Raw genomic sequence first — 25,037 nt, 5'->3', positions numbered from 1 at the left:
AGAGCCGCCCAGTTCACACCGGGCGGCTCTTTGCATCATAGATGGAGACTGAATCGTCTTTTTACTGAATCGTCACTCGGCCTTGGGCGCTTCAACCGCTGCGGTCGCCGGTTGGTCATCTTCCTTGATCCAGGCATCCAGCAGGGTGTAGCCCACCGCCAACACTACCGGGCCGATAAAGAGACCGATGATCCCCATGGTCAGCAAGCCGCCGATTACCCCCACCAGAATGAGGATGAGCGGCAAGTCGGCGCCCCGCTTGATCAGGAAGGGGCGCAGGAAGTTGTCCATGGTGCCCGCAATCAGTGACCACACCAGCAGGAAGGTGCCCCAGGTGGTGTCGCCGCTCCAGTAGAGGTAGCCGATACAGGCCAACAGCACCGGGAAGGGGCCGATCTGGGCGACGATCAGCAGGAACATCACCACCATCAGCACCATGGCGTAGGGGATACCGGCAATCAGCAGGCCGACACCGGCCACCGAGGATTGCACCAGTGCGGTCACCACCACGCCCATCGCCACGGCACGGATCGCCTGTGAAGCCAGCACTGTAGCGTTGTCGCCACGCTGACCCGCCAGCCGGTGGGCGAAGCGGCGAATGCCGGTCGCCACCACTTCACCGGAATGATAGAGCACACCGCAGATACCGACCGTTAGCAGGAAGTGGACAAACAACAGCCCCAGATTACCGGCCTGAGAGGCCAACCAGCGGGCGGTCTGACCGAAATAGGGGGCCAGCTTGGCAAACAGCACCTGACCACCGCTCGCCAGAATTTGCTGCCAGAAGTCATAGAGCTTGTCGCCCACCAGCGGGATCTGTTGCAGCCAGAGCAGCTCCGGCGGCGGTGACTGGCTGATATGGGTACCCAGCTCGATCAGCATGGGCGCCTTCTCCGCCACATTGGCCAGCGTCATAAATAGCGGGATGACAAACATCAGCAGCAGCACCAGCGTCATAAAGAGGGCCGCCAGGGTGCGCTTGCCCCACAACAGGCGCTGCACAATCAGCATCAGCGGCCAGGTGGCGATGGTGATCATGGTGGCCCACACCAGCGCAGGCAGGAAGGGCTGCAACACCAGGAAACAGGAGATAATCAGGATGCTGAGAAACAGCACCCCCAGGGTTATCTTGGCCAAATCCACTTTTTTCACATTCATAGAGTTCCCTTGTCAGAGCCGTTGCCCTTGGGTCGTGTGTCGCATTTCAAGAAAGAGAGTATCCACCAGAGGCCAGCGCTCAACCAGAGCCCCAGCCCGAAAAAGAGCACAAACTGACCAAGCAGGATGGCCAGCGAACTGCTGGTCAGCAGCGGTAGCGCCCAGAGCCCCGCCCCGATCAGAGCGCCCCCCGCCAGCGTGACCGCGCCGGTCACAATGGGGGGATAACCGCCGCGGGTCAGTGAGCGCAAACCGCCAACCCAGATCCCGAGGGCCGCCATGCCGATCCCGGTCAGATAGGCCGACTGGGTCAGCCCACCGAACGCCAGCGCAGATGCAATCAGCAGCAGCCAAGCCGCCGACTGCCTGTCGGCACGCCAGTAGGGACGAACCGCCAGCAGCAAGGTGCCTATCAGCAGGCCCACCGCCACGTCGGAGATAAAGTGCACCCCGAGCCAGACCCGCGCCAGACCTGTGGTGAGCGCCAGCAACAGGGCCAGCGAGAGCGCCCGCCAGCGGTGGGTCGGCCAGAGCCAGCCAAGCAGCGCCCCCCAGAACAGCAGGGCCGAAGCGGTATGGCCGCTCGGCATGCCAAAGCCCTGGGCGCTCTGGGTCGCCAGCAGTGGTTGCAGATGGAAGGGGCGCGGCCAGCCGATCCCCTCCTTGCTCGCCTGCACCAGCAGCCCGAGCCAGAGCATGGCGAACAGCAACTGGCGCAGCCGCGGCCATCCCAGCAGCGGGAGCAGCAAAGGTATCAGGGCAAGCTGAAAGCCGCCTGAACCAAACAGATTGCTGACCGACAGCCACCAGACATCGGGCCCCAGCCACTGCTGCAGGCGCTGCATCAGTGGGATCTCGACCTGATGCAGCGCATTGCCCTGCATCACGAAATCGGCCTGCCAGCGCACCTCGCTCTCCGGCACCTTATCCAGTCGGGATTGCAGCCAGTCGAGCTGATCCGGGAAACGGCGCTGCTCGCGGGGGAGCTGGTCGATGGCGATCAGCCGGGCGTTAAGGATCTCTCCCCCAAGATTGGGGGCCTTCAGCAGCGAGACAAAATCGGAATCTTGCTGGGCGACGATAGGCTCCAGCGTGCGGCAGGCGAAGATAACCGCCCGCTGCCAGCGGCCCAGCTCCTGCACCACCTCCCCCCGCAAGCCGGTCTCCTCAAAGAGTTCGCGCAGCGCCGCCTGCTGCGGGCTCTCGCCGCCATCGATATAGCCACCGCTCAGGCTGTAGCGGGAGGAGATGCGATCCTGCACCAGCAGCAGTTGATCCTGATGACGAATAGCGCAGGCCGCTGCCGTCGGTGTCGCCGGTTCGGCGCTCAGGGCTGGCAGAGCGGCAAACAGTGCCAGCAAGAGTAAAAAGAGGGTTCTCGACATCAATTTGCTTTCCCTATGCACAATGGCGACAAGCCTCCCAGAAATCAGATAGTTGGGCAACGGTAGCGGCCGGATTGCCGCCGTTCCCGCCGCGCTGGCGGTGCACGGAAGATTGCGATGAAGCAGGGCACTCCCTACTATTGGCGGCTATCTTCAATTTCATGCAGCAAACGCTGGAGCCCTCCATGAGACAGTTCGGCTTTTTCCTCGGCATCGCCATCGGTGTCATTTTGATCCTGTTCGGCAGCATCGTCATCTTCCAGGCGCTCCCTGCCGCACTGGATGTGCTGGAGATGCCAAGCCGCATCCCGTTCGTGCGCGAGGTCTACACCTGGCTGATGACCAGCGCCAACGGCCTGACCGCCCAGCTGGAGCAGAACTTCCTGGAAGCGTTCCAGACCGTGCTCAAGCTGATCCTGCTCATCACCTTCATGTGGGTCTGCGTCAAGCTGGTCAACATGGGGGTGCTGATTATCCGCGCCGGGGTTGATCTGATCCGCACCGCCATCGCCCACAGCGAAGGCCCCCACGACCAGAAGAAGCCGGATCAGCACGATCACTTCTGACTCTGACATGGTTGATGGATGTGAACACTGCCGCCCCCAACCGGGGCGGCAGTGCTATATGCGCGGTATGAAGGCCCTTCCCAGCCCCCATGAATACCCGATAAAGCAGCGGCTTTCCCTTTTGAATCAGCAAACTGCCTATATGTTGCATCACCTTGACATGGTTTGCGCCCCGCGCGGCGGCGGCCCGATTTCTATCCCGACCCCGTGCTCTGGTATAATCGACCACCTCTTTTCCCCGTTATGGAGCCTGTTCATGCCCAATCATGCAGAAAGTGCCCTCGAGGTTCGTCTCGACAAGTGGTTGTGGGCAGCCCGTTTCTACAAGACCCGCTCCGTGGCGCGGGATCAGATCGACGGGGGCAAGGTGCACTACAATGGTCAGCGCAGCAAACCGGGCAAACAGGTGGAAGTGGGGGCACTGATCCGCTTCTGGCAGGGGCAGGACGAACGCGAAGTGCGGGTGCTGGCCTTGAGCGAGCAGCGCAAATCGGCCCCGCTGGCCCAGCAGCTCTATGAAGAGACCGCCGAGAGCCTGAAAAAACGGGCCGAGAACAGCGAGGCGCGCCGCTTCAACAGCCAGTTTGCCCCCAGCCCCGAGCGCCGCCCCGACAAGCAGGAGCGACGCCAGTTGCTCAAGGTCAAACAGTACTGACCGACCCCGATTTGATACCGGGCTGGCATCAACCCCAGCCCGCCCGATTTACCTCACCGAAAAGCCAGGAATACATGATGAGCAACCAAGATCTGCTGTATCGCTATCTGTTTGAAGAGTACGAAGTGCGTGGCGAGCTGGTCCAGCTGGATCACACCTACCGCCACGTAGTGGAAGCCCAGAACTATCCGGTGCAGGTGCAAAAGCTGCTGGGCGAGCTGCTGGTCGCCACCAGCCTGCTGACCGCCACCCTCAAGTTTGAAGGCTCCATCACGGTGCAACTGCAGGGCGATGGCCCGGTGCGTCTGGCCGTGATCAACGGTGACAACAACCAGCAGCTGCGCGGCGTGGCCCGCTATGAAGGCGAACTGCCGAGCGATGGCAAGCTGCAGAGCCTGATTGGCAATGGCCAGCTGATCATCACCATCACCCCGGAGCAGGGCGAGCGCTATCAGGGCATCATAGCGCTGGACGCCGACACCCTGGCAGGCTGCCTGGAGCACTACTTCGCCCGCTCCGAACAGCTGGCCACCAAGCTGTGGATCCGCACCGGCTACCATGAAGGCGAACCGCGCGCTGCCGGCATCATGCTGCAGGAGCTGCCCGCCCAGAGCGAGGATCACAGCAACGATTTCGATCACCTGACCCAGCTCACCAGCACCATCAAGGATGAAGAGCTGTTCGGCCTGCAGGCAGAAGAGATCCTCTACCGTCTCTACCATCAGGACAAGGTGCGGGTGTTCGATCCGCAGGCGGTCGAGTTCCGTTGCACCTGCTCCCGCGAGCGCTGCGAAGGGGCTCTGTTGCAGATAGAAAAGGAAGAGGTGATAGAGATGGTGCAGGAGCTCGGCAAGATCGACATGCACTGTGATTATTGCGGCGCCCAGTACCAATTTAATGGGATCGATGTCGAAACCCTGTTCAGCAGGGCTCCCGGCAATGATGCAAACCAGTTACACTAATTAAAGGCGGGCAAAACCCGCCTTTAACTTTAATAACAAAAAAATACCCTATTTTATAAAGTTTGATGGCGATCGCTAAACTCTACCACCTAAGTGATAGGATGACCGTCAGATAGAACCCTACCAACCTCTGAACCCAGGAGAATACAATGACAATCGTGGCAGAACCCACCCTGGCCCAACAATTAGGACTGGACCAGTACGGCATCAAAAACAGCCAAGAAATCGTTCGCAACCCCTCTTACGAGCAGCTTTTCGCGGAAGAGACACGCCCTGACCTGGAAGGGTTCGAGCGCGGTGTGGTGACCGAGCTGGGCGCCGTCAACGTAAACACCGGTATCTTCACCGGTCGCTCCCCGAAAGATAAATATATCGTCAAAGATGCCACTACCCAGGATACTGTGTGGTGGTCTGACCAGGGTAAAAACGATAACAAAGCGATTACCCCGGAAGTGTGGTCACATCTGAAAGGGCTGGTCACCAAACAGCTCTCCGGCAAGCGCCTGTTTGTAGTCGACGGTTTCTGCGGTGCCAACCCGGATACCCGCCTGGCCGTGCGCATCATCACCGAGGTGGCCTGGCAGGCACACTTCGTGAAAAACATGTTCATCCGTCCGAGCGATGAAGAGCTGAAAACCTTCAAGCCTGACTTCGTGGTGATGAACGGTGCCAAGTGCACCAACCCGAACTGGAAGGAGCAGGGTCTCAACTCCGAGAACTTCGTTGCCTTCAACATGACCGAGAAGATGCAGCTCATCGGTGGCACCTGGTACGGTGGCGAGATGAAGAAGGGCATGTTCTCCATGATGAACTACTTCCTGCCCCTGCGCGGCATTGCCTCCATGCACTGCTCCGCCAACGTGGGTCAGGACGGCGACGTCGCCATCTTCTTCGGCCTCTCCGGCACCGGCAAGACCACCCTCTCCACCGATCCCAAGCGTCAGCTGATCGGCGATGACGAGCACGGCTGGGATGACCACGGCGTGTTCAACTTCGAAGGGGGCTGCTACGCCAAGACCATCAAGCTCTCCGAAGAGGCTGAGCCGGACATCTACCACGCCATCCGTCGCGATGCGCTGCTGGAGAACGTGACCGTTGCTGCCGATGGCACCATCGACTTCGATGATGGCTCCAAGACCGAGAACACCCGCGTCTCCTACCCCATCTATCACATCGACAACATCGTCAAGCCGGTCTCCAAGGCAGGTCACGCCACCAAGGTGATCTTCCTGACTGCCGACGCCTTCGGCGTGCTGCCTCCGGTCTCCAAACTGACCAAGGAGCAGACCAAGTACCACTTCCTGTCTGGCTTCACCGCCAAACTGGCCGGTACCGAGCGCGGCATCACCGAGCCGACTCCGACCTTCTCCTCCTGCTTCGGCGCAGCCTTCCTCTCCCTGCACCCGACCAAGTACGGTCAGGAGCTGGTAAAACGGATGGAAGCGGCAGGTGCAGAGGCCTATCTGGTCAACACCGGCTGGAACGGCACCGGCAAGCGCATCTCCATCAAGGATACCCGCGCCATCATCGACGCCATCCTGGATGGCTCCATCGAGAAGGCCGAGACCAAGGTGCTGCCGATCTTCAATCTGGAGATCCCGACCGCGCTGCACGATGTGGACCCGGCGATCCTCGACCCGCGCGACACTTACGCCGACAAGGCCGAGTGGGATGCCAAGGCCGTCGATCTGGCCGGGCGCTTCATCAAGAACTTCGAGCGCTTCACCGATAACGATGAAGGCAAACGTCTGGTTGCGGCAGGCCCGCAGCTGTAACAGGCTCGCTTCGTATCAGTGACATCATGCCGGTCAGCCACGCTGACCGGCATTTTTGTTTTTGTGGAGCCCCGAACGCCGCCATCGCCCCCGTTAAAGGGGGCAAAACCTTGCCTTTGCCTGTTGTGACAGGTTAGATTCAGCCAAACTTTATACAATATACAATTCTGTAACGCCCAATCGTGACCCGACCATGACCCCACCCTACAAGACCCGAACCCAGATGGTGATGGAAAACCTCCGTGGCCGGATCCTCCGTGGGGAGTTCCCCGCTGGCGCCCCCTTGCGTCAGGATGCCATTGCCAAAGAGCTGGCCGTGAGCCGCATCCCGGTGCGTGAAGCCCTGATGCAGCTGGAAGCGCAGGGGCTGGTCAAGTTCGAAGCCCATCGCGGCGCCGTGGTCACCATGCTGGACGCCTCGGCCATCGAAGAGCTCTTTTATTTGCGAGCGCTGCTGGAAGCCGATACCCTGTTTCACGCCGTCGACAAGATGACGGAAGCCACCTTCGCGCAAGCGGAGGCGATCCTCGCCCAGTTTGATCACGCCCTGGAGTCAGGCACCCAGATCGAACATTGGGCCGAGTTGAACCACAGCTTTCACGCCACCCTCTATCAGGCAGCCGGTCGCCCCCAGGCACTGGATCTCATCGCCCAGATCAATCTGAGCTGTGACCGCTATGTCCGCTTCGAGCTGCTGTTTGCCAGCGACGGCGTGGACAAGGCGGAGCGTGAACACGCCCAATTGCTGGAACTGTGCCGCGCCCGACGCAAACACGAGGCGGTGGTGCTGCTCAGGCAGCATATCGAAGCAGCGGGTCAGTCGATCAAGCGGATCCTGGCCAGCGGCCATAAAAACTGAACACTCATATAGCAACCATCTGGCACTAACGACATGAATAATTTCGAGATAATTGAAACCCGCGTCGCCCAAGTCAGGGCCGAGCTGGCCATGCAGGAGTTGGACGCCTTTATCGTCCCCCACGATGATGAGCACCTCGGCGAGTACATCCCCGCCTATGCCGAGCGGCTTGACTGGATCACCGGTTTCAACGGCTCTGCCGGGGTCGCCATCATCATGGCCCAGCGAGCAGCCCTCTTTGTCGATGGTCGCTATACGGTGCAGGCGCGGATGCAAACCCCCGCCGAACTGTTCGAATTCCTCCACCTCATTGAAAATCCTCATGTGCAGTGGCTGGCCGAGCAGCTGCCGTCAGGCTCCCGGGTTGGCTTCGATGCCCGCCTGCACAGCCTGACCTGGTACAAGAATGCCAAAGCGGTGCTGGCCGAGCGCGGTATCGAGCTGATCCGCGTCGAGCAGAACCCCATCGACCTGAACTGGAGCGATCGCCCGGAGCCGACCAAGAGCCCGGTCATCCTCTACAGCGAGGAGCTGGCGGGCCAGTCCAGCCAGTCCAAACGTGAACAGCTGGCGGCCGACCTGCGCAAGCGCGGGCTGGATGCGGTGCTGCTGACCCAGGCCGAGCCCATCAACTGGCTGCTCAACCTGCGCGGCCGCGATATCGACCGGCTGCCGGTGGTGCTGGGCTTTGCGGTGCTCTACGCCAACACCAGCATGGATTTCTTCGTCGATACCGACAAAATTGACTGCTTCGCCTTTACCCAACACGTGGGGCAGGATGTCTCCGTCTACCCCATCGACAAGCTGGGCGACGTGTTGCAGCGCATCGGTGAAGATCAGCAGAAGGTGCTGGCCGATCCGGACAGCGCCAACGCCTGGACCCAGCTCGTCATGGAAGAGGCGGGTGCCATTCTGGTGGCAGGGCAAGACCCCACCATGCTGCCGAAAGCGTGCAAGAACGAGATCGAGTTGACCGGCATGCGCGCCGCTCACCTGCGCGATGGTGTGGCCATGACCCGCTTCCTCGCCTGGCTGGATCGGCTGGTCGCCTCCGGCGAGTTCGAGGGGGTGGATGAAGGCACCCTGGCCGATCAGGTGGAAGCGTTCCGCCGCGAGCAGGAGCACTACGTCGAGCCGAGCTTCGATACCATCTCCGCGCTCGGCCCCAACGCCGCCATGTGCCACTACCACCATACCAACGGCACCCCGCGCGCGTTTGGCCAGGACAGCCTCTATCTGCTGGATTCCGGCGCCCAGTATATGGATGGCACCACCGACATCACCCGCACCATCAAGGTGGGTGAGGTGAGCGACGAGCAGAAGGCGATGTTTACCCGCGTACTGCAGGGCCATATCGCGCTGGATCAGGCCCGCTTCCCCCGTGGCACCGCCGGTATCCAGCTCGACGTGCTGGCCCGCATGCCGCTGTGGCAGGCCGGTTACAACTATGACCATGGCACCGGTCACGGCGTCGGCCACTTCCTGAGTGTCCACGAAGGGCCCCAGCGCATCGCGCCGAAAGGGAGCATGGTTGCCCTGCAACCGGGCATGGTGCTCTCCAACGAGCCGGGCTACTACCGTGAAGATGGCTTCGGCATCCGCTGCGAGAACCTGGTAGTCGTGACCGAGCTGGAACAGGTTGGCGAGCTGCCGATGCTGGGCTTCGAGCGCCTGACCTACGTGCCGTTCGATACCCGCCTGATCGACCGCAGCCTGCTGAGCCCGGCCGAATTCCGCTGGATCAACGAATACCATGTCGAGGTGTTCCGCCGCCTGAGCCCGCTGCTCGAGGGCGAAGATCTCGCCTGGCTGGAGCAGGCAACCAGCCTCATCTGATGACACAGGGCCTGCGGGCCCTGTTTTTTATCCCCCCTTTTGACCTGTATCAACACCCAAAGCGAGCAGGTCAGGAGAATGGCGGCCATGAAAAGTCATCATGCCAGCCCAGCCCGGGGCTCACACGCCGCAGCCAGCAAAAAGGCGAGTGACCATCCCAGACTCATGCGCGAGCAGCAGACGGTCAGCGCCATGATCCGCCTCTACTGCCAGCACCATCATCAGGATCCCCATTGCCGCCACTGTCGCCAGTTGCGGGATTTCGCCCATCAGCGCCTTCGTCGCTGCCGTTATGGCCACGGCCACAAACCCACCTGCGCCAACTGCAATATCCACTGCTACGCCCCGGCGATGCGCAAACAGATCCAGCAGGTGATGAAGTGGAGCGGCCCGCGCATGTTGCTGCGCCACCCCTGGCTCACCCTCCGCCACCTGCTCGACGGCTTTCGCAAGGCCCCCAAACTGCCCCAGAGCCGCCCCCTGCCGCCATAACCGCCAATCCCTTGCATCCGGCAGGGGATGACCACTACCCTATGACTCCTTTTTTGCCGTTGACCCCAAGGTCAGCGGCGTTGCCGATCCGTTTGCTGCCAATGGAGTCCTGATGCACCACAACCCGCCCCTGCTACGCACCGCTACCCACAATGACATGCACGCCATCTGGCAGATCGATGCCAAGGTGTTTGGCGAAGATGTCTATCCCGCCTTCTTCTTCCGTCAGGCGATGGATTTGTGGCCCGAGTTGTTGCTGGTGGCCGAATACGAGGGGCAGCTGGTGGGGTATGTGCTGGGGGGATTTGGTCAGGAGCGGTCGCAAGGCTGGGTACTCTCGCTGGCGGTACTGCCCGAGGCACGCGGTTTCGGCCTCGCGGAACGAATGATGCGCCAGATGGAGGCCAACCAGCAGGCGCTGCAGATCAGCGAACTGCGGCTCACAGTCGATCCGGCCAATCCGGCCCAGCGCCTCTACTACCGGCTCGGTTACACATTGCAGGCGGAAATAGCCGACTATTTCGGCCCCGGAGAAGACCGTCTGCTGCTGGTTAAAACCCTCTCCGGTACAGCTGCGATTCAAGGACAAAACCGGTTACAGAACGCATAATTGGTTACATTTTGCCGATTTCATGTGTGACGGGGTTGGAGTAAAGTTCACTCATCAACCGGATTGTTCAAATTACGTGCAGCCCAGGAGGCCCACCATGTTGAAGCGTATGACCCTTATTGCCCTGCTGGCAGCAACCACCATCACCGGATGCGCCAACAGTGACGTTTACTCTGGCGATGTTTACACCAAAGACCGCGCCAAACAGGTGCAGACCGTCAGCTACGGCACCATCATCTCCACCCGCCCGGTGAAGATCCAGGCCGATGAGAACTCCCTGATTGGCACCATTGGCGGCGCCGTAGTCGGTGGCCTGCTGGGCAGCACAGTCGGTGGCGGCACCGGACGAGACATCGCAGCCGCAGGCGGCGCCATCGCCGGTGCAGCGGCAGGCAACGCCATCGGCAACAAGATGAATCAGGTCGACGGCGTCGAGCTGGAGATCAAGAAAGAGAACGGCGAAGCCATCGTGGTGGTACAAAAAGCCAGCCCCACCTTCACCCCGGGCGCCCGTGTGCGCATGACCCAGGGCAATGGCAGCATCAACGTGGCCGTCGTGAACTAAGGGCTTTGCAGCTCTCGAGTCATAAAAAAACCGCCGATCCCGGCGGTTTTTTGTTGTCTGGCATTCGGGATTACATGCTGTAAGCCTTCTCGCCGTGGGAGGTGACATCCAGCCCTTCCCGCTCGGCATCGCCGTTCACCCGCAGACCCACCAGCATGTCGACCGCCTTGAAGGCAATCGCCGCCACGGCACCGGACCAGAGCAGGGTGACACCGACCCCGATAGCCTGGATCTTCACCTGAGTCAGGATGGAGTAGCCCTCGGCCACCTGATTGGTGACATAGTCCCACACCCCGGTGCCGCCCAGATCCGGGCTGGCAAAGACGCCGGTCAGCAGGGCGCCGAGAATGCCGCACACCCCGTGTACGCCAAACACGTCCAGACTGTCATCGGCACCCAGCAGGCGCTTGAGACCGTGGACACCCCACAGACCCGCCACGCCACTGATAAGACCCATCACCAGACCACCGCCCACACCGACGAAACCGGCTGCCGGGGTGATCACCACCAGACCGGACACCGCACCGGATGCCGCACCCAGCAGGGAGGGACGTCCCTTCATCACCCACTCGGCCAGCGTCCATGAGAGAGCTGCTGCAGCCGGCGCCACCCAGGTGTTGATAAAGGCGAGTGCGGCGATACCGTTGGCTTCCAGCGCGGAGCCCGCGTTGAAACCGAACCAGCCGAACCAGAGCAGGGAGGCGCCGATCATGGTCATGGTCAGGCTGTGGGGGGTCATGGGATCACGACCGTAGCCCAGACGCTTGCCCACCAGATAGGCACCCACCAAACCCGCCACGGCGGCGTTGATGTGCACCACTGTGCCGCCAGCAAAGTCCAGCGCACCATGCTGGAACAGATAACCGGCAGTTGCAGTCGCCGTGGCCGCAGCCTCGGCGCTGGTATAGGCATCCGGACCCGCCCAGTACCACACCATATGAGCCAGCGGGATATAGGCGAAGGTGAACCAGATCACCGAGAAGAGCAGCACGGCAGCGAACTTGATGCGCTCGGCAAACGCCCCCACGATAAGGCCGCAGGTGATGGCGGCAAAGGCCCCCTGGAACACCACATAGATCAGCTCGCTGATCCCGACACCCTTGCTGAAGGTGGCGGCGATGGAGTCAGGGGTCACCCCCTTGAGCAGCACCTTGCTGAAGGAGCCGTAGAAATTGCCCCCTTCGGTAAAGGCCAGCGAATAGCCGTAGATCACCCAGAGCACGCAGATGAGGCAGAACAGGGTAAAGACCTGCATCAGCACGCTCAGCATGTTTTTAGCCCGCACCAGACCACCGTAGAAGAGAGCCAGACCGGGGATCGACATCAGGATCACCAGCGCCGCCGAGAGCAGCATCCAGGTGTTGTCACCCTTGTTGATTGTCACGGCGGCAACCGGAGCCACCGCCGCCTGTACCTGAGCGACCTCTTCGGCCCAACTTGGGGTAACCAGCAAGGCAGGCAACATCGTCAGACCCGCCATCATCCATTTTTTGACCATAGAGCACTCTCCTTCCCTGTCGTACCGGTACGAGACCGGCTCCGTTTCCCTGATTGAATCTGTGGCGAGCCGCAAGGTGTTGCAGCAACCCGCCAGAATCACACCCGTGCCCGGCACGGGGATGCCTCTTGCCACTTCCTCATCACTGCGTCTGCCGTCGATGACCGCAAGAGACCGTCTGACATGTAAAAAGCATAAAGCGGGCCACAAATTTAAATTCTTTTAAATCATTGCATTAGCAAGGTCGCGCATCATCAATGCACCAATTTGGCGCATGAACTGCGCTAACCTGCCCAGGGTCGCCCTGTCACAGGGCAGGCGATACGTCGCGCACCAGAAGTGCGCAAACCCGGAGCCAGCCCACAAGCTGACGTCATCGATATCGCGCGCTGCGGGCCCGCTCGTTTACACTGACAGACCAGCCGTTTCCTGTTATCCGACCACGGCATGCCATTACGCAGCCTCTTGTTTGCAACCTGATGGCAGTCCCAATCCGAGGAACACCATGCAGTTCGATCGTCTCGACATCAGCCTCTCCCACTACCGTCACCTCGACCGGGAGCATCGCGCCCACATCGCGCTGCTGGGGATAGTGATGCTGGCCATCATGGCCCTGCATCTGTTGCTGCTGCCCCACTTTCCCTACGAGCGCTTTTACGCCGTCAGCTTTGGCTTCGAGGTGATCAACTGGCTCACCATGCTGTTCCTGTTCTGGGTGGTACAGTGCGCCCACCTGCCCACCCACACCTACCGCATGCTCTCCTGCGGTCTGATGTTGTGGATCATGGGAGCCACCGCCGACATCATGGATGAGCTGGTGGCACAGCCACTCTGGCTCGCCATCTATGCCGAGGATCTGCTGCGATCCAGCGGCATCCTGCTCAGCAGCATCGGCATCCTGAGCACCATGCACCACCTCTTTCACATCAATACCCAGCTCAGACAACAGGCGCTGTTTGACGATCTGACCCGGCTGCCAAACCGGCGCTACTTTCATCAGCAGCTGTTTCTGGAACAGGGGATTTGCCACGCCCTCATCCTGCTGGATCTGGATCACTTCAAGCTGATCAATGACAACTACGGCCACGATATCGGGGATCGGGTGTTGCAGCAGTTTGGCGAGCTGTTGCAACAGCACTGCCCGCCCGGTGCGCTGGCGGCCCGTGTCGGGGGTGAAGAGTTTGCCCTGCTGCTGCCCGTCGCCCACGAAGCCGAGCTACAGCAACTGGCCAACACCCTGCTCACTGCGACCCGCACCATAGCACTCGACCCAGCCCATACCATGACGGTCAGCCTGGGAGTGGGGATCCGCGAGCCCAAGGAGCCGGCAGTCTCGCTGTTCAAACGGGTGGATCAGGCGCTTTATGGCGCCAAGGAGGCGGGCAGAAACTGCGCGGTATGGGCGATGCCGACTAACAAGGAGGTATGAAGATCTGCAGGTTGATTGCCGATCACGGCGAAACATTGCTGCTGAAACAGGGGCCTAATGGCCCCTGTTTCATAGGGAAAATCCCCTCGCCTAAAAGCGGAAGGTAAGACCGATATTGACCTGCCACTGGGTTACCAGCTCCCCGCGCACCTTGAACACGCACTGCTCCGGGTTGCAGAGAAACTGGTTGTTGTCGTTAACCAGCGAACCATAGCCGCGCACCTCGGCCCGCAAGGCCAGATGCTCGGTGAGACGCGGTTGCACCCCGAGCGCCAGCGACATGGAAGGGGCCACCTCGCTGTCATAGGCGGCAAAGCGGGTCACCCCGATCCCGGCGCCGATATAGGGCGCCATCAGGTTGTCAGAGAGAGTAAGCGCACCGGCAAAGTGCAGGGTGTCCACCGTCAGGCGATCCGGCAGGTCGGGAGAGAGAGTGGTGGACTGATGGCTGTAGAGCAGTTCAATCATGCCGGGATCATCCACCTCCTTGCTGATAAAGAAGCCCCAGATGCCGGAGCCCTGCCCCTGCAGTGAATCGAGCGAGGCCGAGACCGGCACCGGCTGCACCACCTCGTCACTCTTCTCGAAGTCGATGGACGAGCTGTAGCCGAAAAACGGCGTCACCTGCCAACCGGATGTGGTCGCGCCCTCGGCACTCCAGACCGGCCCCAGTGGCAGCAACAACCCCATCATCGCTATCCCGGCTCTCTTCATCATCATCCCCTGCTCCCTGTGTGATTGTGCAGAAAGCATACCAGAGGCATCCTGCGCCCATCCTAAACGGCGGCTGTACCGGATCACTTTCATCGCGCGATGTCCCCCTCGCCAGAACCTCCGCCGAGCCGCCCCACTGGCGCCGCTATGCCCCCCTGCCACCATTCATCGACGGTTAACCTCTGCCACGTATGCTGGCGCCAAATCGGGTCATCGGGGCCCGTTATCACCACTCAGAAGGACATCAGGGAATGGTTGCCGCGCAACTTCACGACCCCCAAACCACCCTCGCGGATACCCTGCGGGCCACCGCGCATGCCATCGACGAGAGCCACATCAGCCTGCGCCAGATGCTGGAGCTGGTGGGCGAACAGGGCATGCTGCTGTTTTGCGTCCTGCTCACCGTCCCCTTCCTGCTGCCGGTCTCCATTCCCGGGGTCAGCACCCCGTTTGGCCTGCTGATCCTCTTTATCGGCATCGGCATCACCCTCAATCGGGTGCCCTGGCTGCCCGCCATCCTGATGGAGCGCCGCTTCGCCGCCGACCAGCTCAAGCCGACCCTGCACAAGGGGGCGGATCTGCTGGCCCGGGTCGATCGCGTTATCCGCCCACGCCTGCTGGTGCTGACCGGCAGCAACACGGTCAACCGCTGCAACGGCCTGCTGATCATGCTGGCCGCCCTGCTGCTGATGCTGCCCCTGGGCGCCATCCCCTTCACCAACGCCATGCCTGCCTGGGCCATCCTGCTGCTGGCCACCGGCATGTTGCAGCGGGACGGTCTGTTCGTCGCCAGCGGCTATCTGCTGGTAAGTGCAACCCTGATCTGGTTCAGCGTGCTGGCCATCGGCTTGCTGATGGCGGGCCAGAGCGCCAGCGGCCTGCTCGGCTAACCCCGATGCACAGAAAAAGGGCGACCAGATGGTCGCCCTTTTTGATTTGTGCGGGATACCGCCCGGTCAAAGCAGATCGTAGATAAGGGCCGAGATGGCAAGCAGCCCCATCACCAACACAAAAAGGGTACTCGGCCCGCGATAACGCTTGAGTGCGGGCAAGCGATAGATGGAGCAGGCCGGCAGCAGAAACAGGATCACCGCGATCAGCGGGCCACTGACGCGCTCGATGATGTCGAGCACATTGGGGTTCAGATAGGTGATGACGGCGGTCACCATAAACAGGATCACCGATGACACCCGGGCGATGGTCGACTCCTTGAGAGAGAGCCCCAGCCCCTGACAGGCACCGCTCACCATGCTCACCGTCCCCTCGCTCACCCCCATGGAGGTGCCGAGGAAGGATTTGGACATGGCCAGAATGGCGATGAGTGGCCCCACATAGGCGATCAGCGGGTTGGAGAACTTGTTCGCCAGCGCCGACAGCACGGAGATATTGTCGGTGCGGGCCAGCGCCATCTCCGCCTGACTCAGACTCATCACGCAGCTCACCACGAAAAAGAGCACGCTGCCGCAAATCAGCATGCTGCTGCACTTGATGATCCGCTTGGCACGCAGGTCGGCACTCTCCTGACAACGCTTTTTCTGCGCTGCGCTGAAGGAAGAAATAATGGGCGCATGGCTGAAGGAGAAGACCATCACCGGCACGATCAGCCAGAGGGATTTCCAGAACGCCGGATCACGCCAGTCCACCGCCTGACTCTCGCTGAAATAGGAGAGGCTCCACTGGGGCAGCAGATAGATGGAGAGGCCAATCAGAAAGGCGACCATCGGTAGCGCCAGCACGCTGATGGCCGACACCACGATCTGTTTGCCGGCCAGCAGCACCAGATGCAGGCCCAGCATCACCCCCAGCACCAGCAAGCCGCGCGGAAGCTCGGCATCCCCCAGCTGGTGAACCACGAAGCTCTGAATCGCATTGGTGATGGAGATGCTGTAGACCAGAATGATGGGGTAGAAGGCCATCAGATAGACCAGCATCAGCAGTTTGCCCGCCTTGGCACCGAAGTGCTCCTCCACCACATGGGTGATATCCCCCTCCTTGTGGGAGCTGGAGAGCACAAAGCGGCTCAATGCCCGGTGGGAATAATAAGAGAGCGGAAAAGCCAGCAATAAAATAAACAGCAAAATAACCGGAGAATTACTGCCAACCGTAATAGGGAGAAATAACGTACCGGCACCGACAGCAGTGGCATATAGGCCCATGGTCCATACCGAATCGCTTTTCTCCCATTTCAATTTTGAAACAGGGTTACTCTTTTCAGCAATAGAAACACTCATTGCAATATATACCTTATTAATCTGTCATCATTATTTTTATTGGCCCGAATAACAGGCTGGAGATATGTCGTTGCATATCGCCCTGCACATGAAAAAACAACGCCGCCAGCGGCCAACAGGGCCACCGGAGAGAAACGGAGCTGCCACGCTACCATCGTTGAAATCGCTATCCGGGTCAAGGTTAATAATTCATGACTGTTTGAATCGGAATGTTTCAAAAGACAACAGGATGTATCACATTCGTCACCCAAAACCAGATTCACGCCTGTTTGATAACATACCGATAAAACCTCATGCTGTTGCCCAACAACACAAATAAGACCAGCGATCAGGCCGATAATATTAACACCTTAAGCTGTGGAATATGAGTTAAATAATACGGCCAACTTTTCTACTAATTGACAGTGATGTCAGCCAATTTATTCAGAGTAAAAGCGCAGGCTATTTCCGACAGCGACCGGGGCGGCACTTTCAACCTGCCGGGCAGTGCGCCACCCGGTTGCGGCCTGCCCGCTTGGCCCGATAGAGCCACTCGTCGGCCCGAGCCAGCGCCTGATTGATCTCCTCCTCCGGCTGCACCAGGGTTGTGCCCAGACTGACCGTAATGGCGACCGGATCGGCAGGCAACGCTTCGACGGCGGCACGGATCTGCTCCGCCATCTGCAGCAAACCGGCTTCATCGATCCGCGGCAGCAGGATCAGAAACTCCTCGCCACCGCTGCGCACAAAGAGGTCATCCGCCCGCAACAGGGCATCGATACAACTACTGAAGCGCTGCAAGGCCCGATCTCCCTGCTGATGGCCGTAGTGATCGTTGATCTGCTTGAAGTGATCGATGTCGAGCATGATAAGACCACAGGGCGCCTCCCCTGCCCGCAACGGCTGGCAGTGCTCGAAGAAGAAACGGCGGTTATGGAGGCCAGTCAGCTGGTCGGTTTCACTCTGGCGCAGCAGTCGCTGCTGCAACTCGTGCTGGCGGGTGATATTGCGGGTCACCCAGGCCACCGCCCGCTTGCCGTCATAGAGGGAGGGTAGCGGCGCAATCTTGCCCTCAAAACGCTGTATCCCTTGCGGCCCGGCGGCGGCATTAATCCCCCCCACCTCGGCGGCGGAGAGCTCATACTCCACCACTAGCACCTGACCGCTCGCCAGCGACTCTGCTACCTGCGCCTTGACCCATATGGCCATCTCGGGTGGCAGCACATCGGCCAGCTGCTTGCCCGCCAGCGGATTGCCATCGTGATAGGATTGCTGCTCCATACCGCCGATATATTCCACGTAATAGCCATCTTCACTGAGGATAAAGACGGGATCTGGCAACTGGGCCATCACTTCATAAAGCTGGGTTACCGAAAGCGCCACGGAGACTCCTGTACTTCAACGTCAAACAGGGGGGAGATATTCTGCCTCAAGAGGACTCGCTCGCCCTCATCGGCAGAACAGAAAGATCTGCGTCCACAGCCAACAATCCTTTACATCTAGCAGCCCGCCAGCCTCTCGGCCACCACAGGTGGCCAGCGCGTTCCCACTCCCGCCACTGCGCTCGCTCACGGCGGCGAAAGCCCCCTCACCCGGTCACGCATATCCCATTGTTTCAACTCACAAGTTCATTTACGCTGGCCGTCCTGAGTCCAGTTTTCACCTCATCAGCCATCAGGAACGCCAGCCACCCGCAACCGCAGGGGCTGTACCACGGAAAAGGAATCGCCAGATGAAAAACGCCATCGTTACCGCCCGCTTCGACGCCATCAGCACCGAAGGGGAACAGCTCACCCTCAAGATCGCCATCAAGGCCCCCGAGCCGGATCCCAAGTCCGCCAGCGGTGACTGGCGCTGCAAGGTGAAGCTGGCGGGGCTGAGCGACAAGACCTTTATCTACGGCATCGACAGCCTGCAGGCCCTGAGCCTCGCCATCAAGTTTGTCGAAACCGAACTGCGCGCTTTCTCCGATGCAGGCTGGCAATTCTATCTACCCAATTGCCCAGATCACCCCATCGACATGAGCGCCTGCTACTTCCCGGCGCTCTAGCCCGGCCAACCCAAGGAGCCCGGATGCACGGACCCGATCCCGCCAATCCCCACCCCATGAACGGCTTTCCCCAGGTGTGCTTTATCAAGAACACCATCAAGGGGCCCAATATCGAGGTGGGTGACTACACCTATTACGACGACCCGGAGGATTCGGCGGGCTTCGAGCGCAACGTCATCTACCACTTCCCCTTCATCGGCGACAAGCTCATCATCGGCAAGTTCTGCGCCATCGCCCGCGGGGTGAAGTTCATCATGAATAGCGCCAACCACCAGACCTCCGGCTTCTCCACCTACCCCTTCTTTATCTTCGGCAACGGCTGGGAAAGCGCCGCCCCCGCCCCGGGCAGCCTCCCCTACAAGGGGGATACCGTGATCGGTAACGATGTCTGGATTGGCTATGACGCCCTGATCATGCCGGGAGTAAAAGTCGGCAACGGTGCCATCATCGCCGCCCGCTCCGTGGTCACCGGCGATGTGCCCGCCTATACCGTGGTCGGCGGCAATCCCGCCAAGGTGATCCGCTACCGCTTCGACGACGACACCATCGCCCGTCTCAACGCCATCGCCTGGTGGGACTGGCCGGTAGAGCTGATCAGCCGCAACCTGCCGCTTATAAGCGGCGGCGAGATAGCCGCGCTGGAAGCGGCAACCCGTTAGAGACAACCACCATCAAGCAGGAAGCACTATGCAACTCACCCCACCCCAACCGCCTCAGGACGATGATGTTGAAGCGCTGCGCATTGGCCTGACGGGCTACAACGTCAGCCAGGCAGGCCCTCAACTGTACGAACTTCGGCGCGAGCGGATCGCCAGCTTTATCAAGGATAAAGAGGGCAAGGTACACGGCGGCATCATCGCCGACATCAAGTGGGGCTGGCTTCACGTCGACTGGCTCTGGATCGACGAAAGCATCCGCCGCGATGGCTGGGGCGGCCGCCTGCTCGGCGCCATGGAGCTATACGCCCAAAGCAAGGGCATTAGCAACTACCATCTGGAAACCACCAGTTTTCAGGCTCTCCCCTTCTACCAGAAGCAGGGTTACGAAGTCTTTGGCCAGCTGCCCGATATGCCGCCGGGGCATATCAGTTACTTTCTGAAAAAGCAGGATTAATTGATGACATTCCCGCGCCTTGCCAATGCCAATATCGTGATCCGCCCGTTCGAATCTGGCGATGCCGACGAGTTTGTCCGCGCGGCCCACGAATCCATCGAGACGGTCGGCAAATGGATGAGCTGGTGCTCCCGTTCATTTACTCGGGAGAGCGCGCTGGAGTGGTTTGCCAGCTGCGATCAGGATCGCGAGGCGGGACGCGCCTTTGACATGGGCATCTTCTGCGTCACCACCGGCCAACTGCTGGATGGCGCAGGAATCAATCAGCTGCCACCCCATCATCGCTACGGCAATATCGGTTACTGGGTACGCCAACCCCGCCAAGGCTGTGGCATCGCCCGACAGGCGGTCACCCTGCTCCGTGACTTTGGCTTTCAGCAGTTGGGACTATTTCGGCTGGAGATCGTGATGGGAATCGGCAACACCGCCAGCGAAGCTGTTGCCATCGCAGCAGGGGCCACCTTTGAGTGCCGGGCAAGGAATCGTATCTTCCTACATGGCCAGCCTATTGATGCGCATATCTATGCTCTTTTTCCACTGGCTGAATCTTGTAACCATGAGTTCCCAGATGGCCAACCATAAATAAAAGGAAACCTGTATGACGTCCTTATTTAGACACTCCATAGGCCAAGCTGTCGAGTAGTCAAATGCATAAATTACCGAGGCTGGATAAACACCATAAAGACGAATACAACCACATATAAAAACACATCTTCCATAAAACTTGAACTAACTCAATGTATTGGCCGGCAGGCATTGTAATATATACTACAGCAATACTTGCTGGGTTTTATTTAACCCCTCGTGTAGTATGACGATAAGCTCTACCAGATACTTCTCGAAAAATTAACTTCTAGGATGAAGATATGTTTGATTTTTTAGACGCACCTGAAGAATATGTATCCCCAATAGTATTAGGAATTGGGAGCGTTGGATGCAAAATTGTGGATGACATATTCAAGTCTAGCGATTTAGAAGAAGCTGAAGTCAAAAAAATATATGTTCACTCATCACTAGAAATAATCAACAGGCATACCCGAAACCAGGCTGAATCAATCTTAATAAAAGAGCACGTTCATTTTATTGATGAAGAAATCGAGAAGGCAATAAGTGGTTCCAATGTTGTTTTTTTAGTTTCAGGTTTGGGAGGAGAAACTGGCAGCCAAGTATCTCCATATATTGCTAAGATTGCCAAAAGGCTTGGTATATTATGTGTAGGATTATTTTCATTTCCATTTAGTTTTGAGGGTCGGAGTAAAATACTGCATTCACAAAAAGCATATTTATCATTATTAGAAAATACAGACTCTTTGGTTTGTATAGAAAATGATAGATTTTTGGAGTCCAACTTAAAAAACAATTTATTAAGTAAAACAAGTGACTTATTCCATGACTCCAATAACCATTTTCGTGCAGTGATAAAAGGAATGATGGATCTAGTTACCCGTCCTGGGTTGATAAACGTTGATCTAGAGGATGTAAAAACAATAATTAGAAACATGGGTTTAAGTGCCATCGGTTATTCTTTTCAAGATGGGGAGGAACGAGCTGAATTAGCGGTGAGAAAGCTATTGGAATCTCCAGCATTACAGAGTCATGACATATCAAAAGCCAAGGGGATCTTGGTTAATATTACTGCCGGCATGGATATGACCATTGAAGAGTTTGAAATTGTTGGCAATGTAGTAAGAGAATTCGCAAATGAAAATGCAACTATCGTGATGGGTACGGTTATAGACCCTGAATTATCAGATAAGATGAGTGTCACAATAATTGTCACTGGTTTGCCAGAACTTCCTATTGACAAAACAATTGCAAAAAATAATTTTGACATGGTTAAGCTTTCAAAATCAATCACTTTCGAACCTCACCAAGCCAGTGCAGGATTGTCCATTCTGTCATATTTCAATGAATTTCTTCATCAGAAATATTCTGGAGTAGAAGCTAAAGTCAGCATTGAACAATCAGGAAACAAAGTTTTTTTAATAGTAGAAACCCCTTCTGGGAATGTAGAGAAAATAGAAAAATCCTTATCTGAATTCGGCTTGGCTGTCATTGGAGAAAAGTCCCCTAACGATATTCTAGAATCCAGCTATCATGTTGAAAAAATGAAAATGAAACTGGAAATGGCAGCTATGGAACTAAAATTCAGCAATCAAATTATAATGATATATAAAGAAGAAAATGATGATTATAAAACCAGAGTGAATTCTCTCGAAAACCAGATGAAATCACTTCAACAAGTCATATGCAAAAGTTTAACGAAAACCCAAGACAACATTGCAGTGCAAATATCGAGTTATAGTCAGCTGCCGCAAGAGCTACTTTCATTGTTACGTGATAACATGAATAATGAAATATCTTCTGATATCCTACCAAAACATTAAAGATGAAATCGAGAAACATGTAACGGATGACCAAACGGCAATAACACTAAAAACACTGGCAGAAAATGTTTTTTATGGTGTAGCAGGCAATTCTATGTATCAATTAATAACAACTGTTTTATCAAGTTTACCAAAATAGTACCGTAATGCCGCAGGGTATAATGAACGAAGTGAATTGCACCTCTCGTCACAATCGCGGTGCAATGCGCTCCGCTTATTGCACCCTACGACTACTCCTTGAGGTTATGGCGGGCACGGTTTTGATTCCCCCTCCAATCCGCCGAGGGGAAGGAGCAAGGTCAGGAGCGCCATCAGGGATGATGGCGCAGACGCAGCCGGCACAGGGATGTGCCGTCTGCGGCGATCCGTCCGACCTTGCTCCTGGCCCGAGGGCAACCGCGTAGCGGTCGGATTGGCGGGGGTGGCCTTTCTTTTGGTGACTTTTCTTTGGCCACGCAAAGAAAAGTTACTCGCCCAAGCCCGAAGGGCGGGCGAAACCCCTTCGAGGCCAACGGCCTCGCGTCCTGCACGACAAGGCCGTGCCATTCCCCCATCACACGGAACGGACGATTACGCCTGACGGCTAATCGACCCTACGATTGCACGGCGCAGCCGTGCCTGCTCGCCACAGGCTCGGAGTCTGGCTGGACGCCGGGATGCCACCGGCAAAGGGGGGCGTGGCCGCCCCTATCGGCCCAAGAAGGGTTCCCAATCTTTAAACACCGGCTGCAACCCCGCCTGCCGCACCGCGGCGGCCACTTCACCCACCGGGCGGTCGTCGTGGATGGCGAACTGCTCCAGCTCCTCTTTATCCCCTTCGGCATAGCCCCCCGGCTGGGTGCGCGATTCGGCCGACATCTGGGTGATGCCAAGGCGCACCGCGCCGTTGCGAAACGTAGCCGACTCGCGGGTGGAGAGGGACAAGTCCAGCGTGGGCGAGAAGAGGCGCCAGGCGCAGATAAGTTGGGCCAGCTGGCGATCCGACATGACCACGGCAGGCTCAAGCCCACCGGTGCAGGGGCGCAGGCGCGGGAAGGAGAGCGAGTAGCGGCTCTGCCAGTGGTGACGCTCAAGCCAGCTCAGATGCTCGGCGACAAAGTAGCTGTCGGCGCGCCAGTCCGAGGAGAGACCGATCAGCGCCCCCAAGCCGATTTTGTCGATACCGGCGCGGCCCAGCCGATCCGGCGTGGCAAGGCGCCATGCGATATCCCGCTTGTTGCCGCGCAGGTGGTGGCGGGCGTAGGTGGGGGCGTGGTAGGTCTCCTGATAGACCATAACGGCATCAAGGCCGAGGGTTTTCAGTTCGGCATATTCGGCCTGCGAGAGGGGCTGCACCTCCATCCCTACCGTGCTGAAGTGGCGGCGGATGATGGGCATCACCTCGCGAAAATAGGCGAGCCCCACCTTGTGCTCGTGCTCGCCGGTCACCAGCAGCACGCTGTCAAAGCCGCGCGCCTTGATGGCCAGACATTCGCGCTCTATTTCCTCTGCATTCAAGGTCTTGCGCTTGAGGCGGTTGCTCATGGAGAAGCCGCAGTAGGTGCAGTCGTTGGCGCAGAGGTTCGACAGATAGAGCGGCACATAGAAGCCGATGGTGTTGCCAAAGCGCTGGCGGGTCAGCCGCTCGGCCTCGGCTGCCATCTGCGGCAGATACGCCTCGGCGGCAGGGGAGATCAACGCCATAAAATCGGCCAGGGTACGGCGGGGGGCACTCAGGGCGCGAGCCACATCGGCGGCAGTTTTGGCGCGGATCTGCATGCCGATATCGCCCCAATCAAGTTCGTACCAGCGGTCGAGAAAGGTTGGCTCCTTAGCCCTCACCCCCAGCCCCTCTCCCTTATTTTGTGAAGAGCCGAGAGGGGGGCTATCACTCAGGCGCACTTGGGATTGTGTAAAAGGCTCGAAGTCACTCATCGCACCAGCATCATGACTCATAACGCCCCCAGAAAATCGGTGAGCGGGCTGGAGGCTTGGGCCTGCAGGGCGCGGGCGCCGAGACCGGCCTCATAGGCACTGCGACCGGCAGTGCAAGCCAACGCAAAGGCACGCCCCATGGCGACCGGGTCGCCGCTGACTGCGATGGCGGTATTGACCAGCACGGCATCGGCGCCCAGTTCAAAGGCGGCGGCCGCATGGCTCGGCGCACCTATGCCCGCATCCACCACCACGGGCACATTGGCCTGCTCGACGATGATGGAGAGAAACTCCCGGGTCACCAGCCCCTGATTGGAGCCGATAGGCGCACCGAGCGGCATCACGGCGGCGCAGCCCACCTCTTCCAGCCGCTTGCAGAGCACGGGGTCGGCACCGCAGTAGGGCAGCACCACAAAGCCCTCTTTCACCAATTGCTCGGCGGCTTTCAGCGTCTCGATGGGATCGGGCAGCAGGTAGCGCGGGTCGGGGTGGATCTCCAGCTTGAGCCAGTTCGTCCCCAGCGCCTCGCGGGCGAGATGGGCGGCAAACACCGCCTCGGCGGCGGTCTTGGCGCCGGAGGTGTTGGGCAGCAGCTTGACCCCGAGTTGCAGTAAGGGACTCAGGATATCGTCATGGGCCTTGCCCGGCTCGAGCCGCTTGATGGCCATGGTGACCAGCCGGGAGCCGCTCGCCTCGATGGCGGCGGCCATCAGGTCCGGGCGGGCAAACTTGCCGGTGCCGGTAAAGAGGCGCGATGAGAAGGTGTGATCGGCAATCTTGAGCATGTCAGCCTCCTGCCACTGCGATAAGAAGAGATGTGGCCCCGCCGCAAGGCAGAGCGCTCGAAGATGGGACTGCG

Annotated in this window: 24 protein-coding genes; 16 read left to right on the top strand and 8 right to left on the bottom strand. The window is 58.7% G+C overall.

Annotated features, from left to right (window positions below; all coding sequences use genetic code 11):
- Positions 1-72 precede the first annotated feature (72 nt).
- Both ydiK and I6L34_RS12905 read right to left on the bottom strand, forming a co-directional pair.
- Positions 73-1,158: an AI-2E family transporter YdiK gene (gene ydiK, locus I6L34_RS12910; RefSeq protein ID WP_216954803.1), complete on the bottom strand. Its 1,086-nt coding sequence runs from the start codon at positions 1,156-1,158 to the stop codon at positions 73-75.
- Entirely contained in the window at positions 1,155-2,543 is a 1,389-nt protein-coding gene (locus I6L34_RS12905; protein WP_216954802.1) for a phosphatase PAP2 family protein, read from the bottom strand. Before I6L34_RS12905 ends, ydiK begins: the two co-directional genes overlap by 4 nt.
- 185 nt (positions 2,544-2,728) lie before the next feature.
- On the opposite strand from I6L34_RS12905, the gene I6L34_RS12900 reads away from it, so the two are divergent.
- From I6L34_RS12900 to I6L34_RS12860, 9 genes are all read left to right on the top strand, one after another.
- Positions 2,729-3,109: a hypothetical protein gene (locus I6L34_RS12900; RefSeq protein ID WP_005340143.1), complete on the top strand. Its 381-nt coding sequence runs from the start codon at positions 2,729-2,731 to the stop codon at positions 3,107-3,109.
- 256 nt (positions 3,110-3,365) lie between these two features.
- Positions 3,366-3,764 carry a ribosome-associated heat shock protein Hsp15 gene (gene hslR, locus I6L34_RS12895; RefSeq protein ID WP_005356527.1) on the top strand — a complete coding sequence of 133 codons (399 nt, stop codon included), beginning with the start codon at positions 3,366-3,368 and terminating at the stop codon, positions 3,762-3,764.
- A 77-nt stretch (positions 3,765-3,841) separates the two neighbouring features.
- Complete coding sequence (gene hslO / locus I6L34_RS12890; protein WP_216956918.1) at positions 3,842-4,726, top strand: Hsp33 family molecular chaperone HslO; 885 nt, start codon at positions 3,842-3,844, stop codon at positions 4,724-4,726.
- A gap of 149 nt (positions 4,727-4,875) precedes the next feature.
- Positions 4,876-6,501, top strand: a complete 1,626-nt coding sequence (gene pckA, locus I6L34_RS12885; RefSeq protein ID WP_058056337.1) for a phosphoenolpyruvate carboxykinase (ATP) — start codon at positions 4,876-4,878, stop codon at positions 6,499-6,501.
- A gap of 193 nt (positions 6,502-6,694) precedes the next feature.
- Entirely contained in the window at positions 6,695-7,360 is a 666-nt protein-coding gene (locus I6L34_RS12880) for a GntR family transcriptional regulator (protein ID WP_058056336.1), read from the top strand.
- A gap of 33 nt (positions 7,361-7,393) precedes the next feature.
- Entirely contained in the window at positions 7,394-9,196 is a 1,803-nt protein-coding gene (locus I6L34_RS12875) for an aminopeptidase P family protein (protein WP_058056335.1), read from the top strand.
- A gap of 87 nt (positions 9,197-9,283) precedes the next feature.
- Positions 9,284-9,688: a nitrous oxide-stimulated promoter family protein gene (locus I6L34_RS12870; RefSeq protein WP_005340128.1), complete on the top strand. Its 405-nt coding sequence runs from the start codon at positions 9,284-9,286 to the stop codon at positions 9,686-9,688.
- A gap of 112 nt (positions 9,689-9,800) precedes the next feature.
- Positions 9,801-10,298: a GNAT family N-acetyltransferase gene (locus I6L34_RS12865; RefSeq protein ID WP_021231619.1), complete on the top strand. Its 498-nt coding sequence runs from the start codon at positions 9,801-9,803 to the stop codon at positions 10,296-10,298.
- Between the two features lie 97 nt (positions 10,299-10,395).
- Positions 10,396-10,863 carry a glycine zipper 2TM domain-containing protein gene (locus I6L34_RS12860; RefSeq protein ID WP_005340126.1) on the top strand — a complete coding sequence of 156 codons (468 nt, stop codon included), beginning with the start codon at positions 10,396-10,398 and terminating at the stop codon, positions 10,861-10,863.
- Positions 10,864-10,933: 70 nt separating this feature from the next.
- Here I6L34_RS12860 and amt read toward each other — a convergent pair whose 3' ends face one another.
- Positions 10,934-12,361: an ammonium transporter gene (amt, locus tag I6L34_RS12855; protein WP_058054153.1), complete on the bottom strand. Its 1,428-nt coding sequence runs from the start codon at positions 12,359-12,361 to the stop codon at positions 10,934-10,936.
- Positions 12,362-12,866: 505 nt separating this feature from the next.
- On the opposite strand from amt, the gene I6L34_RS12850 reads away from it, so the two are divergent.
- A complete protein-coding gene (locus I6L34_RS12850) occupies positions 12,867-13,790 on the top strand; it encodes a GGDEF domain-containing protein (protein ID WP_216954801.1) in 924 nt (307 codons plus the stop codon).
- A gap of 90 nt (positions 13,791-13,880) precedes the next feature.
- Here the strand turns inward: I6L34_RS12850 and I6L34_RS12845 are convergent, their stop codons facing one another.
- A complete protein-coding gene (locus tag I6L34_RS12845) occupies positions 13,881-14,504 on the bottom strand; it encodes an outer membrane beta-barrel protein (protein ID WP_216956917.1) in 624 nt (207 codons plus the stop codon).
- 251 nt (positions 14,505-14,755) lie between these two features.
- On the opposite strand from I6L34_RS12845, the gene I6L34_RS12840 reads away from it, so the two are divergent.
- Positions 14,756-15,394, top strand: coding sequence for an exopolysaccharide biosynthesis protein (locus I6L34_RS12840; RefSeq protein ID WP_216954800.1), 639 nt, complete (start codon positions 14,756-14,758; stop codon positions 15,392-15,394).
- 66 nt (positions 15,395-15,460) lie between these two features.
- On the opposite strand, the gene I6L34_RS12835 is transcribed toward I6L34_RS12840, so the two are convergent.
- Positions 15,461-16,735 carry an amino acid permease gene (locus I6L34_RS12835; RefSeq protein WP_005340121.1) on the bottom strand — a complete coding sequence of 425 codons (1,275 nt, stop codon included), beginning with the start codon at positions 16,733-16,735 and terminating at the stop codon, positions 15,461-15,463.
- A 471-nt stretch (positions 16,736-17,206) separates the two neighbouring features.
- Positions 17,207-18,097 (bottom strand): sensor domain-containing diguanylate cyclase, encoded by an 891-nt coding sequence (locus tag I6L34_RS12830; protein ID WP_058059743.1) that lies wholly within the window; start codon positions 18,095-18,097, stop codon positions 17,207-17,209.
- Positions 18,098-18,446: 349 nt separating this feature from the next.
- On the opposite strand from I6L34_RS12830, the gene I6L34_RS12825 reads away from it, so the two are divergent.
- From I6L34_RS12825 to I6L34_RS12805, 5 genes are all read left to right on the top strand, one after another.
- Positions 18,447-18,764, top strand: a complete 318-nt coding sequence (locus I6L34_RS12825) for a hypothetical protein (RefSeq protein WP_005355042.1) — start codon at positions 18,447-18,449, stop codon at positions 18,762-18,764.
- Between the two features lie 23 nt (positions 18,765-18,787).
- Entirely contained in the window at positions 18,788-19,423 is a 636-nt protein-coding gene (locus I6L34_RS12820) for a Vat family streptogramin A O-acetyltransferase (protein ID WP_216954799.1), read from the top strand.
- Positions 19,424-19,451: 28 nt separating this feature from the next.
- Entirely contained in the window at positions 19,452-19,877 is a 426-nt protein-coding gene (locus tag I6L34_RS12815; RefSeq protein WP_216954798.1) for a GNAT family N-acetyltransferase, read from the top strand.
- Positions 19,878-19,880: 3 nt separating this feature from the next.
- On the top strand, positions 19,881-20,459 hold the full coding sequence (locus I6L34_RS12810; protein ID WP_216954797.1) for a GNAT family N-acetyltransferase: 579 nt from the start codon (positions 19,881-19,883) through the stop codon (positions 20,457-20,459).
- 284 nt (positions 20,460-20,743) lie between these two features.
- Positions 20,744-22,264, top strand: a complete 1,521-nt coding sequence (locus tag I6L34_RS12805) for a cell division protein FtsZ (RefSeq protein WP_216954796.1) — start codon at positions 20,744-20,746, stop codon at positions 22,262-22,264.
- A 687-nt stretch (positions 22,265-22,951) separates the two neighbouring features.
- Here the strand turns inward: I6L34_RS12805 and thiH are convergent.
- Together thiH and I6L34_RS12795 are read right to left on the bottom strand one after the other, a co-directional pair.
- A complete protein-coding gene (gene thiH, locus I6L34_RS12800; RefSeq protein ID WP_254202970.1) occupies positions 22,952-24,022 on the bottom strand; it encodes a 2-iminoacetate synthase ThiH in 1,071 nt (356 codons plus the stop codon).
- 173 nt (positions 24,023-24,195) lie between these two features.
- Positions 24,196-24,963, bottom strand: coding sequence for a thiazole synthase (locus I6L34_RS12795; RefSeq protein WP_123173902.1), 768 nt, complete (start codon positions 24,961-24,963; stop codon positions 24,196-24,198).
- Between the last annotated feature and the right edge of the window lie 74 nt (positions 24,964-25,037).

Source organism: Aeromonas sp. FDAARGOS 1404, from assembly GCF_019047085.1.
In the GTDB taxonomy this organism is placed as follows: Bacteria; Pseudomonadota; Gammaproteobacteria; order Enterobacterales; family Aeromonadaceae; genus Aeromonas; species Aeromonas veronii.
The sequence above is the reverse complement of the archived record's forward strand: the minus strand, read 5'-3'. Positions and strand labels throughout refer to the sequence as shown.

Coding starts and splice junctions, on each gene's coding strand:
- I6L34_RS12860 (WP_005340126.1), top strand. CDS start 10,396: ATGTTGAAGCGTATGACCCTTATTGCCCTGCTGGCAGCAACCACCATC.
- hslR (WP_005356527.1), top strand. CDS start 3,366: ATGCCCAATCATGCAGAAAGTGCCCTCGAGGTTCGTCTCGACAAGTGG.
- I6L34_RS12805 (WP_216954796.1), top strand. CDS start 20,744: ATGTTTGATTTTTTAGACGCACCTGAAGAATATGTATCCCCAATAGTA.
- I6L34_RS12900 (WP_005340143.1), top strand. CDS start 2,729: ATGAGACAGTTCGGCTTTTTCCTCGGCATCGCCATCGGTGTCATTTTG.
- I6L34_RS12795 (WP_123173902.1), bottom strand. CDS start 24,963: ATGCTCAAGATTGCCGATCACACCTTCTCATCGCGCCTCTTTACCGGC.
- I6L34_RS12840 (WP_216954800.1), top strand. CDS start 14,756: ATGGTTGCCGCGCAACTTCACGACCCCCAAACCACCCTCGCGGATACC.
- I6L34_RS12870 (WP_005340128.1), top strand. CDS start 9,284: ATGAAAAGTCATCATGCCAGCCCAGCCCGGGGCTCACACGCCGCAGCC.
- I6L34_RS12850 (WP_216954801.1), top strand. CDS start 12,867: ATGCAGTTCGATCGTCTCGACATCAGCCTCTCCCACTACCGTCACCTC.
- I6L34_RS12825 (WP_005355042.1), top strand. CDS start 18,447: ATGAAAAACGCCATCGTTACCGCCCGCTTCGACGCCATCAGCACCGAA.
- hslO (WP_216956918.1), top strand. CDS start 3,842: ATGAGCAACCAAGATCTGCTGTATCGCTATCTGTTTGAAGAGTACGAA.
- I6L34_RS12880 (WP_058056336.1), top strand. CDS start 6,695: ATGACCCCACCCTACAAGACCCGAACCCAGATGGTGATGGAAAACCTC.
- ydiK (WP_216954803.1), bottom strand. CDS start 1,158: ATGAATGTGAAAAAAGTGGATTTGGCCAAGATAACCCTGGGGGTGCTG.
- I6L34_RS12820 (WP_216954799.1), top strand. CDS start 18,788: ATGCACGGACCCGATCCCGCCAATCCCCACCCCATGAACGGCTTTCCC.
- I6L34_RS12835 (WP_005340121.1), bottom strand. CDS start 16,735: ATGAGTGTTTCTATTGCTGAAAAGAGTAACCCTGTTTCAAAATTGAAA.
- I6L34_RS12845 (WP_216956917.1), bottom strand. CDS start 14,504: ATGAAGAGAGCCGGGATAGCGATGATGGGGTTGTTGCTGCCACTGGGG.
- I6L34_RS12865 (WP_021231619.1), top strand. CDS start 9,801: ATGCACCACAACCCGCCCCTGCTACGCACCGCTACCCACAATGACATG.
- I6L34_RS12815 (WP_216954798.1), top strand. CDS start 19,452: ATGCAACTCACCCCACCCCAACCGCCTCAGGACGATGATGTTGAAGCG.
- I6L34_RS12810 (WP_216954797.1), top strand. CDS start 19,881: ATGACATTCCCGCGCCTTGCCAATGCCAATATCGTGATCCGCCCGTTC.
- I6L34_RS12875 (WP_058056335.1), top strand. CDS start 7,394: ATGAATAATTTCGAGATAATTGAAACCCGCGTCGCCCAAGTCAGGGCC.
- thiH (WP_254202970.1), bottom strand. CDS start 24,022: ATGCAGATCCGCGCCAAAACTGCCGCCGATGTGGCTCGCGCCCTGAGT.
- amt (WP_058054153.1), bottom strand. CDS start 12,361: ATGGTCAAAAAATGGATGATGGCGGGTCTGACGATGTTGCCTGCCTTG.
- pckA (WP_058056337.1), top strand. CDS start 4,876: ATGACAATCGTGGCAGAACCCACCCTGGCCCAACAATTAGGACTGGAC.
- I6L34_RS12905 (WP_216954802.1), bottom strand. CDS start 2,543: ATGTCGAGAACCCTCTTTTTACTCTTGCTGGCACTGTTTGCCGCTCTG.